General features: G+C 61.5%; 12 protein-coding genes and 1 riboswitch. Of the genes, 4 read left to right on the forward strand and 8 right to left on the reverse strand.

All coding sequences use genetic code 11. From position 1 onward, the window contains the following. Positions 1 to 33 precede the first annotated feature (33 nt). The gene (locus tag CLV45_RS03455) at positions 34 to 1,008 is read right to left on the reverse strand and encodes a dienelactone hydrolase family protein (protein ID WP_100334995.1); all 975 of its coding nucleotides are present in this window, start codon (positions 1,006 to 1,008) and stop codon (positions 34 to 36) included. Positions 1,009 to 1,130: 122 nt separating this feature from the next. Further along, complete coding sequence (locus CLV45_RS03460; protein WP_100334996.1) at positions 1,131 to 1,355, reverse strand: hypervirulence associated TUDOR domain-containing protein; 225 nt, start codon at positions 1,353 to 1,355, stop codon at positions 1,131 to 1,133. Between the two features lie 174 nt (positions 1,356 to 1,529). Between CLV45_RS03460 and CLV45_RS03465 the strand changes: the two genes are divergently transcribed. From CLV45_RS03465 to CLV45_RS03480, 4 genes are all read left to right on the forward strand, one after another. After that, positions 1,530 to 4,586, forward strand: coding sequence for an amidohydrolase family protein (locus CLV45_RS03465; protein WP_100334997.1), 3,057 nt, complete (start codon positions 1,530 to 1,532; stop codon positions 4,584 to 4,586). A gap of 62 nt (positions 4,587 to 4,648) precedes the next feature. Next, on the forward strand, positions 4,649 to 5,962 hold the full coding sequence (locus CLV45_RS03470) for an amidohydrolase family protein (protein ID WP_100334998.1): 1,314 nt from the start codon (positions 4,649 to 4,651) through the stop codon (positions 5,960 to 5,962). Between the two features lie 1,027 nt (positions 5,963 to 6,989). Further along, positions 6,990 to 9,026 (forward strand): RICIN domain-containing protein, encoded by a 2,037-nt coding sequence (locus tag CLV45_RS03475; RefSeq protein WP_100334999.1) that lies wholly within the window; start codon positions 6,990 to 6,992, stop codon positions 9,024 to 9,026. A 72-nt stretch (positions 9,027 to 9,098) separates the two neighbouring features. Then, on the forward strand, positions 9,099 to 10,010 hold the full coding sequence (locus CLV45_RS03480) for a DUF6929 family protein (RefSeq protein WP_100335000.1): 912 nt from the start codon (positions 9,099 to 9,101) through the stop codon (positions 10,008 to 10,010). A 267-nt stretch (positions 10,011 to 10,277) separates the two neighbouring features. Here CLV45_RS03480 and CLV45_RS03485 read toward each other — a convergent pair whose 3' ends face one another. The 6 genes from CLV45_RS03485 to CLV45_RS03510 all read right to left on the reverse strand — a co-directional run bounded on the left by CLV45_RS03485 (position 10,278) and on the right by CLV45_RS03510 (position 16,634). After that, a complete protein-coding gene (locus CLV45_RS03485; RefSeq protein ID WP_100335001.1) occupies positions 10,278 to 10,520 on the reverse strand; it encodes a hypothetical protein in 243 nt (80 codons plus the stop codon). An 11-nt stretch (positions 10,521 to 10,531) separates the two neighbouring features. Beyond that, positions 10,532 to 11,251 (reverse strand): bacillithiol biosynthesis deacetylase BshB1, encoded by a 720-nt coding sequence (gene bshB1 / locus CLV45_RS03490; RefSeq protein WP_100335002.1) that lies wholly within the window; start codon positions 11,249 to 11,251, stop codon positions 10,532 to 10,534. 224 nt (positions 11,252 to 11,475) lie between these two features. Then, a complete protein-coding gene (locus CLV45_RS03495) occupies positions 11,476 to 12,501 on the reverse strand; it encodes an LLM class flavin-dependent oxidoreductase (RefSeq protein ID WP_100335003.1) in 1,026 nt (341 codons plus the stop codon). A gap of 41 nt (positions 12,502 to 12,542) precedes the next feature. Further along, positions 12,543 to 13,547 (reverse strand): ATP-grasp domain-containing protein, encoded by a 1,005-nt coding sequence (locus CLV45_RS03500; RefSeq protein WP_100335004.1) that lies wholly within the window; start codon positions 13,545 to 13,547, stop codon positions 12,543 to 12,545. 425 nt (positions 13,548 to 13,972) lie between these two features. After that, positions 13,973 to 14,066, reverse strand: a riboswitch (SAM riboswitch). A gap of 171 nt (positions 14,067 to 14,237) precedes the next feature. After that, on the reverse strand, positions 14,238 to 15,245 hold the full coding sequence (locus CLV45_RS03505; RefSeq protein WP_100335005.1) for a DUF4886 domain-containing protein: 1,008 nt from the start codon (positions 15,243 to 15,245) through the stop codon (positions 14,238 to 14,240). Between the two features lie 57 nt (positions 15,246 to 15,302). Beyond that, positions 15,303 to 16,634, reverse strand: a complete 1,332-nt coding sequence (locus tag CLV45_RS03510) for a dicarboxylate/amino acid:cation symporter (RefSeq protein WP_100335006.1) — start codon at positions 16,632 to 16,634, stop codon at positions 15,303 to 15,305. Between the last annotated feature and the right edge of the window lie 68 nt (positions 16,635 to 16,702).

Here is a 16,702-nt window from a genome sequence, read left to right on the forward strand (position 1 = left end):
CCCCAAGCCTGAACCGCAATTACTTCAGTATACTCAAGCCTTCCGCGCACGACGGGCTTTCTTGGCGGGCTGCAGGTATCGGTCCAGAAAAGCAAACACGTCGGTACTCCACACGTCCGGGCTGCGGACAAAGCGGTGCCCATCCATGTGGGTAGTGCCCACGGCGGGGTAGATTTTTTCCTCATAAGGCTTGCCCAGGCGCTGCAGCTCCGCCGCCAGCTCCCGGGTAGGGCCGGTGCTGAAGTCGTTGGCCGCTTGCGCCAGGAAAATGGGCACCCGGGCCTGGGCCACTTTCTGCTTGAGCCAGGCCGCAATCAGTGGTGACCGGTCCCACACCATGGCACCACCCGCAAAATCGACGGCGGCCCGCAGGCCTACGGCTTGCGTAGCGGCCAATACTGCCTGAATACCGCCGAAGGAGACCCCCATTACCGCCAAGCGTTTTGGGTCGATGCCGGGTTGCTTTTTCAGGGCAGCCAGGCCCGCCAGCTGGTCGGACAGCTGCTCAGTTTCGTGCAGGCGAATCAACAGGCGGCTATACTCGTCGGCGGGGCCCGCCTTTTCGGCGCTGTCAAGCAGCGTGCTGATATACCGACCCTGACCCTGCGACAGATACTGACCCCGCCGACACGGCAAAAACACGGCGTAGCCATGAGCCAGCAGCACCGGTACTGTGCCCGCCGGACCGTTGCCCGTCAGCTCGCTGCCGTGATTCAACACAATGGCTGGAAACGGTCCCGGACCCGGTGGCCGCCATAGCAGGCCTTTCAAGCGTAGCGAGCCATTGGCGTAGGTGAGGGTGTCGGGCACCGGGGCCGGTAGCGAAGCCGTAGTAACTAGCACCGGCGTAGTTTGTACCTGGGCCCAACCCGGCGTAGTAGTCGGCAAAAGCAGCCCCAGCCACCAGGCTGCTCGCGCACACGACTTCAGGACGAATGCCCCTCGCGGGCGTTGGGCTTCGTGGTGGCTAGCGCCGGGCCGTAGCCTCAGCAGAAGGACGTTTTTCATGGCAGCAAATCCAGGGCGGGGCTATGAAGTTGCTGATTAGCAAACAGTATTGCAAAACATAACTATGTGATGCCACAACGTCGGCTACACCTCTGCGGAGAAAGTGGGTAGCAGAACTAGCGCTACTTTTTGGCTTTGGGCACCGCGGCCTTTACCTCACTTTGCAGCTTAAGCACCCGGTCACCGTTTTCCTGCACGATGAGGAAAGCGGGGTTATCGGGGGTGCCGTTGCGGGTAATTTCAGCTCCTTGCAGCTTACGGGTGACGGATTCCTTGTGGGTTTCTTCGATCTTGCCGGTGGCCGTGCCGGTGCCATATTTCCAGCTTACTTGGGTGCCTTTGCGCATGGTGGGAAAAGTTTGAGAGCGGGGAATAGTACTAGTTACTGTGCCGGGCTTGGAAAAGTTAAACGTGGAACCTCGTTTTCGTTGCGGATTTTTCTGGAAAAACGGCCGAAAAGTGCGAAGCCGCCGCTACCTTTCCACTCCGATGCTTTCTTCGTCACCTTCCACCGTTTTTCCATGTCACTATTTCTACGCCAGCTAGGCTTGGCGGGTGGTTTGCTGCTCAGTACGGCAGTGGCCGCCCAGGCCCAGCCTAGCACGTACCCGCGCAACGGCGTGTACGACCAGCGGCCCGGGCTCTACGCCTTCACCCACGCCACCATTTTCACCGATTACAAAACCCGCCTCACCGACGCTACCCTCCTTATCCGGGACGGGCGGGTAGAGGCCGTGGGTACAGGAGTGAAAATCCCGGCCGGCGCGGTGGTTACCGACCTGAAAGGCCGCTATATCTACCCCGGCTTCGTGGATCTGTACGCCAGCTACGGGCTGCCCGAGGTGAAGGCCCCCGAGCGGCAAGGTCGCCGGAGCGGGCCCCAGTTTGAAAGCCAGAAAACCGGCGCCTACGACTGGAACCAGGCTATTCACCCCGAAACCAGCGCCGCCGAGCTCTTCAAGGTCAACGAGGATCAGGCCGACGCCTACCGCCGCCTCGGCTTCGGGGCGGTGCTCACCCAGCAGGCCGACGGCATTGCCCGCGGCACGGCGGCCCTGGTCACGCTCAACACGGCCCGCAAGGAGCAGGAAGTGGTGCTGGCCGACCGCGCCGCCGCCGCTTTTTCCTTCGACAAGGGTACCAGCACCCAGGATTACCCCAGCTCGTTGATGGGTAGCATTGCCCTGCTGCGCCAGACCTACCTCGACGCCGACTGGAACCAGCGCAACCCGGCCAAGGAGCAAAACCTGTCCTTGCGGGCCTTCAACCAGCAGCGCCAACTGCCCCAGATTTTCGACGTGCGCGACAAGCAGTCGGCGCTGCGGGCCGATAAGGTGGGGGACGAATTCGGGGTGCAATACATTTTGAAAGGCCGCGGCGACGAGTACCAGCGCCTCGCCGATATTCAGGCTACCAAGGCCCCACTCATTGTGAGCCTCAACTTCCCCGACGCTTATAACGTGGACGACGTGTACGACGCCTCCCGCATTTCGCTCGAGGAGCTCAAGCACTGGGAAATGGCCCCGGCCAACGCCGCAATCCTAGCCAAGGCTGGGGTACCCTTCGCGCTGTCGGCCGCCGACCTCAAGGACAAGAAGAAGTTTTTGCCCAACCTGAAAAAGGCCATTCAGTATGGCCTGACCGAGGAACAGGCCCTGCGTGCTCTGACGGCCACGCCCGCCGAATTGCTGAAGATGCAGAACCAGGTCGGCAGCCTCAAGGCCGGCATGGTGGCCAACTTCCTGGTGTGCTCCAACCGCCTGTTTGCCGACGACAACGTGCTGCTCGACAACTGGGTGCAGGGCCAGCGCTATCAGCTCAGCACCGTGCCCAGCGACTACCGCGGCGTGTACACGCTTAAAATCGGCAGCCAGCCCGAGCTGAAAATGCTGGTGGCCGGCAAGCCCGAAGCCCCCGAAATGCGCATCGTCATGGCACCCAAGGATACCGTGCGCGGCACCTTGGCGGTGAACGGGGAGCTGGCCACGATAGTATATAACCCGACGCCCAAAACCAAGGGCGCGGCCGTGCGCCTGAGCGGCTTTTATACGCCCGAAACCCGCCTGTTTCAGGGCGACGGACAGCTGGCTGACGCCACGAGCGTGAAGTGGAGCGCCCAGCGCCAGGAGGAGGCCACCCGCGCCGCCCGCCGCGACTCGGCCAAGGCGCCCGAGCCCGTGCAGATCGGGCAGGCACTGTTCCCGTTCGTGGCCTTTGGCCGGGCCCAGGTGCCCCAGCAGGAAACGGTGCTGATCAAGAATGCCACCGTGTGGACCAGTGAGGCCGCCGGCAAGCTCGAAAACACCGACGTGCTGCTCCAAAACGGCAAAATCCAGAAGATTGGCAAGAACCTCTCAGTGCCCAAAGGCGGCCGCAGCATCGACGGTACCGGCAAGCACCTCACGCCCGGTATTATTGATGAGCACTCCCACATTGCCATCAGTGAGGGCGTGAATGAAGGCACCCAGGCCGTGACCAGCGAGGTGCGCATCAGCGACGTGGTGGATGCCGAAGACGTGGACGTGTACCGCGACTTGGCCGGGGGCGTCGTGGCGGCTCAGCTGCTGCACGGCTCGGCTAACCCCATCGGCGGGCAGTCGGCTCTAATAAAAATGCGCTGGGGCATGACCGCCGAGCAGATGAAAATCGAGGGCGCACCGGGCTTCATCAAGTTTGCCCTGGGCGAAAACGTGAAGCAAAGCAACTGGGGCGAGATGAACGTGCTCCGCTTCCCTCAAACCCGCATGGGCGTGGAGCAAGTGTTCGTGGATGCCTTCACCCGGGCCAAGGAGTATGAGCAGGAGCAAAAGGCCTGGAACAAGCTCAGCAAGGGCAAGCAGAAGAAAGGGGAGGCCCCGCGCCGCGACTTGGAGCTAGAAGCCCTGGTTGAAATCCTGAACCAGCAGCGCTTCATTACCTGCCATAGCTACGTGCAGAGTGAAATCAACATGCTGCTGAACGTGGCCGACCGCATGGGCTTTAAGGTCAATACTTTGACTCACATCCTGGAAGGCTACAAGGTGGCCGACAAGATGAAGGCCCACGGCGTGAATGCCAGTACTTTCTCCGACTGGTGGGCCTACAAGAACGAAGTGCGCGACGCTATTCCCTATAATGCTGCCATCATGCACGACGCGGGGCTGAACGTGGCCATCAACTCGGACGATGCCGAAATGAGCCGCCGCCTGAATCAGGAAGCCGCCAAAACGGTGAAGTACGGCGGCCTCTCGGAAGAGGAGGCCCTGAAGTTGGTGACCATCAACCCGGCCAAGATGCTCCACCTCGACAAAAACATGGGCAGCATCAAGGAAGGCAAGGACGCCGACGTGGTCCTCTGGACCGACCACCCGCTGAGCATTTACGCCCACCCGGAGCGCACCTTCGTGGATGGCCGCCAGATGTTCGACGTGGAATCAGACGCCCGCATGCGCCAGGAAGTAGAGAAGGAGCGGCTGCGCATAGTGCAGAAAATGCTGGACGCCAAGAAGGCCGGTGCGCCTACCCAGGGAGCCACGGCCAAGGCCAACAAGCATTTCCACTGCGACACGATGGGCGAAGATAAGGAACTGGACAACTAAGCCGGCCGCCTTTTTCGCCAGATAAAGGTCCGCTGCTTCTTCAACTTACTAACTGCATCCTCATGCGTTTTTCCGCATTACTTGTTTCTCTAACCCTGCTCACGGCCACGCCGCTGCTGGCCCAGGTGCCCGCCCCCACGCCGGCCCAGAGCAAGCCCGTGCTGCTCGTGGGCGGCACCCTGCACGTGGGCAACGGCACCGTGGTGCCCGACGCCGCCGTGGCTTTCGACAAAGGCCGAATCACCTACGCCGGGGCCCAGTCAGGCTTCAGCCAGGACAAATCGGCCTACGAAGTCGTGGACGTGAAAGGCCAGGAAATCTACCCCGGCCTGATCCTGCCCAACACCACCTTGGGCCTGACCGAAACCGAAGCTATCCGGGCCACCGTCGACGAGCGGGAAGTGGGCATGCTCAACCCTAACGTGCGGGCCCTGATTGCCTACAACACCGATTCCGACATCATCCCGACGGTGCGCACCAACGGCGTGCTACTGGCCCAGGTTACACCCCGCGGCGGCCTGCTCTCGGGCCAAAGCAGTATCGTGCAGCTCGACGCCTGGAACTGGCAGGACGCGGCCGTAAAAGCCGACGACGGCCTGCACCTGAACTGGCCGCCAATGGTCATCAAGCTCAACCCAACCGAGGACCAGATGGCCGTGGAGCGGCGCGAAAAAGCCCGGCAGCAGCAGCTGCGCGAGCTGGAGCAGCTGCTTTCGGAGGCCTCGGCCTACCGCGCCCTGCCTGCCGGCCGCAAGGAAAACCTGCGCCTCTCATCCCTGAGTGGCCTGTTTGATGGCTCCAAAACGTTGTTTATCCATGCCGACTACGGCAAGGAAATTATTGAGGGTGTGCGGTTTGCCAAGCGCCTGGGCGTGCAGAAAGTCACCGTTATCGGGGCCCGCGACGCCTGGATGATGCTTGACTTTCTGAAGCAGAACGACGTGGCCGTTATCCTGTCCCGGATTCATGCCCTGCCCCGCCGCGCCGGCGACGACTACGACTTGCCTTACAAACTGCCCAGCCTCTTGCAGCAGGCTGGCGTGCGGTTCTGCCTCGACTACGAGGGCGACCAGGAAACGGCCGGCTCCCGCAACCTGGCCTTTATTGCCGGCACCGCCGCCGGCCACGGCTTGACCAAGGAGCAGGCCCTGACGGCCGTAACCCTGAGCCCCGCCCGCATCATGGGTCTCGACAAGGACTACGGCAGCCTCGAAGCCGGTAAAAGTGCCACGCTCGTAGTCAGCAGCGGTGATTTGCTGGACATGCGCACCAACAACGTGACCCACGCTTTTATTGATGGCCGGGCATTTAACATGACCAATAAGCAAACCTACCTGAACCAGAAGTTTCGGGCCAAGTATGGCATGAAGCAGTAAAGCGAATTCTGGTGCTAATAGCAAGGCGCGACTCTAATAGGGTCGCGCCTTGTTTTTTTGGGGTGGAAGCAAGCTGAACGGGCAACGTACAAATTTTTGTCCTGCAGTTGCCAAATAGTGACTCCAATAGCTCATAAAAACTGCTTATGAGCAGCCTGTGTGAGACATAGTATGATTATATCATCCTCAAATTGGAATATATAAATGGCAGGGTAATTTGGAAAGTGTTTGGTATTTGTTTAAGTTTAAACTGTATTCATAAGCGAAGTATCGCTTGGCCACGTGACAGCGAAAAGTGAAGTTGATGGAAGATGTTGCGAAACCTTGCTACCGCTGAGTAAATAGAGCCGGCTGACTAGCTCTATCCAAAACGATTACTGACGCATTCAACAGGACTTAGCGCTGGTTACCACCAGTCCTTCTACTAGCTAGTCCAAAGCTCAGGAATCAGTAGAAATAGCCTGAAAAGGTCGTCAGGGGCGATGTACATTAAATAAGAAGGATGATATGGCCTCCGTAAAAAAAAATATACATCAACAACATGCAATCGAATGATAATATCTTTATATTTGTTGAGAAGCTATTTATGTGAACTATTCGGATATTTTATTTCACTCTGATTTCCGCTCGTTTGAAATTTCTTCTCTGTTTCAACACCTAACCCAACACATCATGGCGTCCAAAATTTTATCCTTTATTTGCCACGTGCCCCCAATGATGCCCGGCACTTTTCCAACTTCTGCTGCTGCCCCCATCAAATCGAGTCGGGGAGTCGAGCGAAAATCGGAATCAAAGGGCTCGGGCGGGCATTTTACCGCCATTTACGAGAACGAACGGTTTGTTCGCTTCAAGTATATTAATAACACCAACGACTAAGCGGCCTCTCCGCTGAAGGGCGTAAAGCGCCGCGAAAAAGCCCCGCTACTTCCACCGAAGTAGGTCCCGGTAGTTTTTCGCGGCGCTTCACGCCCCGGGGTCAGCCCCGGATTTCATTTAACTTGCACGCCTGTTCATCCTTTCTGCGTGCATGAGTCGTTCCCCGCATTCCCTCCTGTTGTTGCTTCTACTGCTGCTGGCCGGGAAACCCTTGGCTGCCCAGCAAGCTGGTTTTACCCCGGAAGAAAATGCGTGGTACGGCGTGGTGGCCCGCGGTAGTGGCCGCTCTTTGGACATCACCGGTTCGTCGGCGGAGGCGGGAGTAGCGGCGGTGCAGTGGGAGTTTACCCACGCGGCTAGCCAGCAGTGGCGGTTTGTGCGCATCACGCCCGGCGGTGAATATTACCGCCTCGAAGCCAAGCACAGCACCAAGTGCCTGACCGTTGAGAAGCCTGACGAAAATGCTCCCTTGGCCCAGCGGCCCTGGACGGGCAGCTTCTACCAGCAGTGGAAGCTCGTACCGGCGGGCCCCATTGGTAGCTACGAATTAGTAAACCGCGGCAACGATAAGTGCGCCGCCATTGCCGCCGCCGACAAATTCAATGGGACGGCCGTAGTGGCCCAGCGCCCGGCCAACCGTGCCACCCAGCAGTGGCGCCTGTTTAAGCTGCGGCTTAACCTGGATGCCAGTCAGCCCGGCTTTGGCCCCATGCAGCCCCTGACGGCCCTGAATACGCCCGGCAACGAGCTGCAGCCCGTCCTGACGCCCGACGGCAAGACCCTGTACTTTGCCCGGACCAAGTTTGCGGGCAACACCGAAGGCAACACCGACTCGGGGGATATCTGGGTAAGTCAGTCGACGGATGGGCAGACCTGGGGCCCGGCCACGCGCCTGGATGCGCTGAACACCCGCCAAAACAACGGCGTGATGGCAGTAGTGGGGCCCGATGGCAGCCAGCTGCTGGTGCGCGGGCTCTACGAACGCGACGGGAGCTTCCGTGACGAAGGCGCCTCGCTGATAGCCCGGGCGGCCAGTACCAAAAGCAAGCCCGACCGGCCCCAGCCACTAACTATCAGCAACTACTACTCGGCGGGTCCGGCTACGACCTTTTTCATGGCGGCCGACGAGAAAATCCTGCTACTCTCCCTGGAGCGAGGCGACTCGTTCGGGGGCAACGACCTGTACGTGAGTCGGCCCAAGGCCGATGGCACCTGGGGTGAACCCCAGAGCCTGGGAGGGGTGCTCAACTCGCCGGGCTTCGAGTTTGCGCCCTGGCTGGCCCCGGACGGCAAAACCCTGTATTTCTCCTCGTACGGCCACGCCGGCTACGGCAGCGCCGACATATTCGTGAGTACCCGCCTGGACGATACCTGGTCGAAGTGGAGTGAGCCCCGCAACCTGGGACCCACGCTCAACGGGCCGGGTTTTGACGCGTACTTTATGCTCAGCGCCGACGGCAAGCAGGCGTATTATGCCGCCTCGCGCACCCCCAACGGCCCGGCCGACCTTTACCGCTCGGCCGCCAGCGTGACGCCCCCGGCCGATACGGTGAAGCCCGCCACACTGCCGCCGACCGTGGCTACGCGGGCGTTGCTCACGGGTAAAGTGCTGGACGCTAAGACCCGGGCCTCGGTGAAGGCCGAGGTGAAGGCTATCCGGCTCGACAACGACATTGCCTTCAACGCCACCGTGCGCACGGATGCCTCGGGCTCCTTCCAGTTTTCGTTGCCGCCCGGCCGCTACCGGCTGGCGGCGGCTAGCCCGGGCTACCTGGCCGGCACCGATACGGTGCGGATGGTGGCCTCGCTGACCCGGGAAATAGCTCTGGTGCCGGCGGCCGTGGGAGCCAAGCTGGAGCTGCCCACCCTGATTTTTGCCCAGGGCAAGTACACCCTGCTACCGGCTTCCTACGCCGAGCTCAACCGCCTGGCCCGCACCCTAACCGACAACCCCACGGTGAGTATCCGCCTGGAAGGCCACACCGACAATCAGGGCAACGCCGACCTCAACCAGAAGCTTTCCGAAGACCGGGTAAAGGAAGTGAAGCGCTACCTCGTTACGCGCGGCATTGCGGAAGGCCGCATCAGCACCGTCGGGTTTGGGGGCACCAAGCCCCGGGCCAGCAACGCCAAGGAGGAAACCCGCAAGCTCAACCGCCGGGTAGAGTTTACGATAACCAAGCAGTAGGTTTCCGCGAATACCAACTGCCAATCGGCCCATTGAGCCGCGCTTTTTTCGTTGATTTAGCCCTGTCGCCGCATGAAAGCCACCATCGTCCGCCAATATGAGCTGCCCAACTTGCCCTCGGCCTCGGGCATTGAGCTGGTCGGCGACACGGCCTACATCATCGGCGACGATTCACCATTTCTCTACAGCTGCTCGGCCCAGTCGTTGGCCCCGAACGAGCCGCTGGCTTTGTTTGAAACGGCCCACTTCAGCTCGGGCCGCATTCCAAAGGACCGTAAGCCCGACCTGGAGTGCCTGGCGGCCATTGCTACGGGTCCGGGAAGGGCGCTGCTGGCCTGCGGCTCGGGGGCCACGGCGGCCCGGGAGCAGGGCTTCTGGGTGGACCTGCCCCAAGGCCCCGGCTCGGCTACGGTGCAGCCCGTGTCCTTGAGCCGGCTGTACGCGGCCCTGCGCCAGGCCTTGCCCGGCGGTATTACCCTGAACCTGGAAGCGGCGGCTACCACGGCTACGGAGCTGCTGCTGTTTCAGCGCACGGTGGGGGCCGAGGCGGGCAATATCGTGTTTCGGCTACCGCTGGAGGCGGCGTTGGAGTGCATTCGGCACCAGCGCGAAGTGCCGCCGGTGCAGCAGCAGGCGTTTCGGCTACCCACCATTGCGGGCAAGCCGGCGGGTTTTTCCGGGGCCTGCACCTTCGATAACCAGGTCTTCATTACGGCTTCGGTAGAAGACACCCAGGACGCCATTGCCGACGGCGAAGTGCTGGGCAGCTTCGTGGGGCTGCTACCGGCGGTGCAAACCGGCGGAAAGGCAGCACTCTTGGAATTGGCCCACCTGGTCTTGCCCGATGGCCAGCCTTACCGGGGCAAAGTGGAAAGCATTGTAGTACGCCGAACTCTGGGGGCCGGGCGGTACGAGGCTTTGCTGGTGACGGATGATGACGCGGGCGGCTCCACGGCGGTGCTCATTGAGCTGCAGGGGGCCTAGGCTACGGCCGTTGGCTTGCCGGGGAGTGGGCAGGCCGGGAGTCAGGTATGGGAGTGGTTGGAACAGAAAAGGGGCTTCGCCGTCGTTGGTGGAACCTCCGCCGTCGGGGTCGGAAGCTTCGCCATCATAGTCGGAGCCTTCGCCGTTAGGGTTGGAAGCTTCGCTTTCATGGTCGGAAGCTTCGCTGTCGGGGTCGGAGGCTTCACCTTCGGGATTGGAGCCTTCGCCGCTAGGGTTGGAGGCTTCGGACGGGCGCTGGCAGTGGGGTTACGGGGCCGGGAGTTTGCGCAGCTGCCGGGCCAGGACCACGGCGGGGCCGGTTTCGAAGGTGACCAGCATGGACCCGTTGCGGCCCCGGATGCACTTGCCCCGCGCGTCGCGGAGGGCGTGGCAGCGCTGGCCGACCAAGGGCGAGCCGGTGAAGCGGGCCAGCCGGTCGCCGAGGTAGCGGTAGGTGGGGAAGGTAGTGGGAGCGGCCGGAAGCACGGGTTTAGGCAGCGGGAAGGGCATATTGGGAGGGCTTAGCGCAGCTGAAACAGGTCGTCTACCCCTAGCAGGCGGCGGCAGGTGAAGCCCTCGGCGAAGGGTACGTTGATGTACTTGCCACAGTCGCGGGCCTGGCCTTCGAGGATTTTGAGGAAGTCGGGGGAGGAAATGTAGGTGGAGGTGGGGTCGTCGTAGTCGGGGTGGTAAAACTGGCTTTTGAACGCCGTAACGGCCTCCAGCTTCCGCTCCCAGTACTCGGAAATGTCCACCACGATGTCGGGCTTGACGTAGGTGTTGTGGATGACTTGCAGCATCAAATCGGGGCGCCAGCTGGGCTGGAGCTGGCCCTGGTGGCGGGTTTCGATTTTGGGCAGGCCCGAGAGAAAGGACGCGTCGTGGACCAGGTTGGCGGCCCGGCCGTGGTCGGGGTGGCGGTCCACGTTGGGGTTGGTGAGGATAATGGAAGGGCGGAAGCGGCGGATGACCTGGATGATTTGCAGCTGATGGGCCTCGTCGTTGAGGAAGAATCCGTCGCGCATGCCCAGGTTTTCGCGCACGTGCAAACCCATAACACGGGCCGCGTCGGCGGCTTCTTCGGCCCGCAGCTCGGCCGAGCCCCGGGTGCCCAGCTCCCCACGGGTGAGGTCGACGACCCCCACGCGGCGGCCCTTGGCAATGTGCTTCATCAGGGTGCCCGCGCAGCCGACTTCGGCGTCGTCGGGGTGGGCGGCAATCATCAGGATATCGAGTTTCATAGAAGGCGGAAGGCGAATGATAGAGCCGGCATGAATCGGCTAGTATAGACAAAAGAACGTCATGCTGGGCGTCGTCAGAACAACTCTATATAGCACGATAGGCAGATTACCGTGGCGGTAGAGATGCTTCGACTGCGCTCAGCATGACGAATACATTGGCAACATCAGCTCGCGAGATTCCTCGCTTGGCTCGGAATGACGGTCTAGCTACAAACGTTAAGGTTCTAGGCCAGCACCTGAATGACGGCTTCCGAGAACCGCTCCATTTCCTCGAGCTGGGGGCTGCACTGGAGCAGGAAGAGGTCGACGCCCACGGCTTCGAAGGCAGCAATGCGCTCGGCTACCTGGTCGGGGGTGCCGGTGAGGCCGGAGCGCAGGCCCCGGTTGGACACCGAATAGTCTTGCAACGAAACCTGGTTTTCGAGCTGGGTGCCGGCCAGCCACTGCTGGTAATTTTTGTAGCCGGCCGCTGAGCCCTGCACGTTGGTAATGCGCTCCAGCTCCTTTTTGACCTCGGCGTCGGTGTTGCGGACCACCGAGTAGGCGGCGACGCCGAACTTCATGGGCGGCAAACCCAGCTTGTCGCGGCGCTGGCTCAAGTCCTGGATGCGGCGGCCGATGGCCGCGGGCTCGTCGCCGTGCATCACGTAGCCGTCGCACTGGGCGGCAATCATGTTTTTGGCGGCTTCCGACTCACCGCCGGCGTAGATAAACGGCCGGGGGCGCGACACGGGCTTGGGCTGCAGAATGGAGTCGGTGACCTTGTAGAACTTGCCTTCGAAGGTAAAGTGGTCCTGCTTCCACATATTGTCCACCACGTGCAGCCACTCGGCGGTGCGGGCGTAGCGGTCATCGTGCTGCTCGAAGTGCACGCCGTACTTCTTGGCCTCATCCTGCCACCACGACGATACCACGTTCAATGACAGGCGGCCGTTGCTGATGTGGTCGATGTTGGCGGCCTGCTTGGCCAGCAAAGCGGGGGAGTGGAAGGTAGGCCGCACGGCCACCATCAGCTCGATTTTCTTGGTCACGGCGGCCAGGGCGGCGGCCGTGCTCCAGGCATCCAGGCTGGGAGCTTCCTCGCCCTTGATGTCGTTCAGGTTGAGTTCGGCAATCAAAGACAGGTCGTAGCCCAGGTCCTCACTGCGCTGGGCCAGGGTCTTGACGTAGTCCCAGTCGGCGCGCATGTTTTCGTCTTCGACGTTGCGCAGCCACCCGCCAAAAACGGGCATCCAATATCCGTATCTCATTTTAATGTGCGGAATGTGGTTGAATGTGAGTAATGTGCTGTTTACTCGGCTGCTACTGCGGCCACTTCAGTGGCGTAGGCCGTGGCGGCTACGCCGGGCAGCTGGCTTTCGAGGTAGTCGACGAAGCGGGAATAAGGGTCGAAGCCGACTACGTTCACGGCGTCGGCCACGAAGTTGGACAGGGCGTTGACGTCGTAGAAGAGCACGTCGCCGGTGCGGTCGTCGATGAGGTACTCGATGCCACCCACGTCGATTTTGGCGGCGGCCACGATGCGCTCCACGGCGGCAATTACCTCGGCCGGGGGGGTAAAGGCTTCCACCTGAATGCCTTTCTTGGGGGCTTCGGTGAGGCAGAACTCGGCCGACGTTTCCTCGGGAATCTGGCAGATTTCGGCGGGGCAGAGGTTGAAGCTTTCCCCGGTCGTAAACACCTTCATGGCGTAAAGAAACTTGCCGTCGAGGGTTTCGACGCGGTGGATGTTGCCGCCGCGGGGCGTTACGTACTCCTGCACCAGGGCCGTCTGGTCGATGCCCAGATCAATCTGATTGGCTGCTACGGCCGCTTCCACGCCCTCGATGGTGTCGAAGCGGATAATGCCCGCGCCGCTGCCGCCGATGTTGACTTTCACCACGATGGGGAACTGCAGCTGCCGGGCGGCGTCGGGCACGCGGGAGGCGTGGTTGACGACGAAGGATTTGGGGTATTTCAAACCCAGGGAGGCAAAGAGGGAGAGTTGCCGGGCCTTGTTGGTTTCGATGGCCGTAGCCGCCGAGCCGTTGATGATGCGCGTACCGATACGCTCCAGGTGGGTGGCAAAGCCGGCGGTGTGGAAAATGCCCTGGCCGTGGCCGCGCAGGTAGGCCGAGGAGCTCATCCGGTTCACGACCAGCGAGTAGCGGCTCTCGGTTTCGGAGGGGTCGAAGAGGTGGTGGGCGGCGTCAATCTTTTCGTAGGGCAGGCCCCGGCGGTCCAGCTCGGCAAACAGGGGCTTGAACCATTCGGGGTGCTCGTAATAAATGCCAATCGGCTTTTGGGGCTGGGCCATGGGTTGTATGGAAAAATATGTGTGACAGGGGAAGGGCCCGGCCGCGGAAAAGCGGCGGGCCGGAAAAATCCGAAAGAGCAGAAGCTTGCGGCTAGTTGCTTAGCGCTAAGAGCCCCGCATAGAGCCAAACCCAACAGACGCGCCGCAACGCAGCAGAATACTGTTCGGGTAAAACCAGACAGACGGGGGTAGCTGCGGGCTAGGAGCCAGAGCAGCGGGGCAGGACCGCAAGCACGGAAGCTAGGCGGTCAGCGGGCTAGAGGGGAAAAAGGAAACTAGCAACAACAGCCCGCGCCAGCCAGAGGCCAACAACAGCCCGCGCCAGCCAGAGGCCAACAACAGACGGCGGCCGGGGCAGACTGGAGTTGGGCTACGAAAGCAGCGGAAAGGGCAGAAAAGTTGTTGGCAGTGTCCACGGCAACTTGTTTTTATATGGTCAGGACTTGGCACCGTTCCAGCTCATCACTGGGGGTTGCCGGCGTATCGTCGAGCCTGTCTCTCCACGCCTCTGTATAAAAACAATCCTTTGGTCAGAAAGAATTGACTCGGCAAAGGTAAGGCAGCGCGCGGCACAGTTACAACCCCCGGCCGGGCTCCGCCTCCGAAACCTTGTAAACGCAGCGTAGCCTACCAACAAAAAAGCCCCGGAGAGGTTCCCCGGAGCTTTTTCAACAATCTGGCAAAGCCGCTTTAGGGCAGCTGGCGGGCCGCTTTGGTTTTTACTTTGGTCTTGCCTTTCCCGGTTTTTTGCTGGCCGCCCGCCGTCGAAAAAGCCGCGGGGCGGGCGGCCAGCACCTGCTCGGCGGCCACGCGCTGCAGGGCTACGGCATCGGTTGGCAACAAACCCAGGGCGGCGGCGGCCTGCTCCTGGGGGCCCAGGCGGCGCGGGTCGTAGCCCGTAATTTCGCCGAACAGCACGCAGGCATTCAGGTAGGCCCCGGCGGCGCTGGGGTGGTAGTGGTCTTCGCCCCAGAGGTTGAGCTTGCCGGCTTCGGGCTGGTAGGGGTTGCGCAACGCCACGCCGGCCTGGATGGCCCGCAGCCAGGCGTCGCCGGCCGGGGCCACGCCCGTGAAACGGCCGTTAAGCCGGGCCGCGCCATAGTAGCCGCGGTGCAAATCCTGGCTCATCGAGTCGAGGGGCAGGCCGGAATACGCCTTGCCCGCGGGGTAGGTCTGGTCGGCCCGGGCCCAGGTTTGGTAGAAATACAGCCGGGCCGTCGGGTTGGCCTGGTGCACGAGCTGCTCGATGCGGGTCGAGTAGTCCCGGAAGGTGTCGGGGTGGCCGGAGCGGCGGGCCGGTAGCGGGTACATGCTGTGCTCCTGCAGCACCACGGTATTCCAGCGGGGCTGCCGCAGAGTGTACTGGGCGCTGTCGAAGTGCAGCTTGAGGGACTCGCCGTTGATGCACTGCAGGTGCACTTCGTAGGCCAGGCCGGCTTCGTCGGCAAACTTCTTGAAAATGGCCGGAATTCCGCCCCAATCCCCGATTTTCTGCTTCCCGACCCGCTCGATGGTAATGGCTGCGGCGTTGTAGCTAAATACGGGGTTGTAGCGGCCGTGGAAAAAGCTGTTGCCGACGAAGAGAATGGTTTGGGGCTTAGGCGGGGCCTGCTGGGCTCGGCTGCCGCACGGGGCTAAGAGGCCGAGCAGGAAAACAGTAACAGGGGAAAGGCGAAGCCGAAACCGGGGAAAAAGCATAGCAAAAACGACGCGCAAAAGAGCAAGCCGGATGGCAAAAGTAACGGATTCGCGCTGCTAAATCCTTTCATTGGGGTGGGGCGGTACCGCTACCGGCACCAGGTCCGACTCGGCCGGGGCCAGCACGCCTTGCAGGGCCAGCTGGTGGCGCTGCTCGTCAAACTCGCCCTCACTTTTGGCAATAACCAGCGTCGCCACCCCATTGCCGATGACGTTGGTAATGGCCCGGGCCTCACTCATAAACCGGTCGACGCCCAGCAGCAGGGCCACGCCTTCGACGGGAATAACCTTGGTAGCAGCCAGCGTGGAGGCCAGCACGATAAAGCCCGAGCCCGTAACGCCCGCCGCGCCTTTGCTGGTCAGCATCAGAATGCCAATCAACGTCAGCTCCTGGGTGAGGGAAAGCTCGATGTCGAAGGCCTGGGCCAGGAAAATAACGGCAATGCTGAGGTAGATACTCGTGCCGTCGAGGTTGAAGGAATAGCCCGTCGGAATAACCAGGCCGGCCACCGAGCGGGAGCAGCCGTAGCGCTCCAGCTTATCAATCATGCGCGGCAAAGCCGACTCCGACGAGGACGTGCCCAGTACCAGCAGAATTTCCTCCTTAATAAAGCCCAGGTAACGCCACAGGCTCAGCCCGTAGTAGCGCATAATCAGGTTCAGGACCCCGAAAATGAACAAAAACATAGTCAGGTACACCACCAGCATCAGCTTGCCCAGCGGCAGCAGCGTGGCCAGGCCATACTTGCCGATGGTAAAGGCCATACCCCCAAACGCACCCAGCGGCGCCAGTTTCATGACCAGGCCCAGCACGGCAAACATCACGTGCGACAACCGCTCGAAGGTGCCAATCAGGGGCTGGCTGTACGTAGCCGGAATCCGGCCCAAAGCCAGGCCAAACAGCACGGCAAAGAGCAGCACCTGCAGCACGTCGCCCTCGGCAAAGGCGCCCACCACGCTGTGGGGCACCACGTGGGTGAAAAACTCCACCCAGTTCATTTCGCCGGCCTGAGCCGTGTACTTGGAAGCTTCGGCGGCCTGGGCCGCGGTTTGCGTGGCCACCGAGGCCCGGGCGTCGATGCCGTGGCCGGGCCGGCTCAGGTTGGCCGCCGTAATGCCGATGACCAAGGCCAGGGTCGTCACGATTTCAAAGTAAAGCAGGGCCTTGCCGCCCACCCGGCCCACCTTTTTCAGGTCGCCCATGCCGCCGATGCCCAGCACCACCGTCAGGAAGATGATGGGGGCAATGAGCATCTTAATCAGGTTGATAAACGTGTCGCCGATGGGCTTCAGGGCCGCCCCGAAGCCGGGGAACAGCGCCCCAACCAGTACGCCCAGCGTAATGGCCGTCAGAACCTGCACGGTGAGATTGGACGAGAGTTTCTTCATAGATAAGGGCCGAGCCGGCCAAGAGAAGCCAGGATTTTCCTGCTCTGAATTCCGGGGGCAGGAGTAGA

It is taken from the genome of Hymenobacter chitinivorans DSM 11115 (assembly GCF_002797555.1).
Lineage (GTDB): Bacteria > Bacteroidota > Bacteroidia > Cytophagales > Hymenobacteraceae > Hymenobacter > Hymenobacter chitinivorans.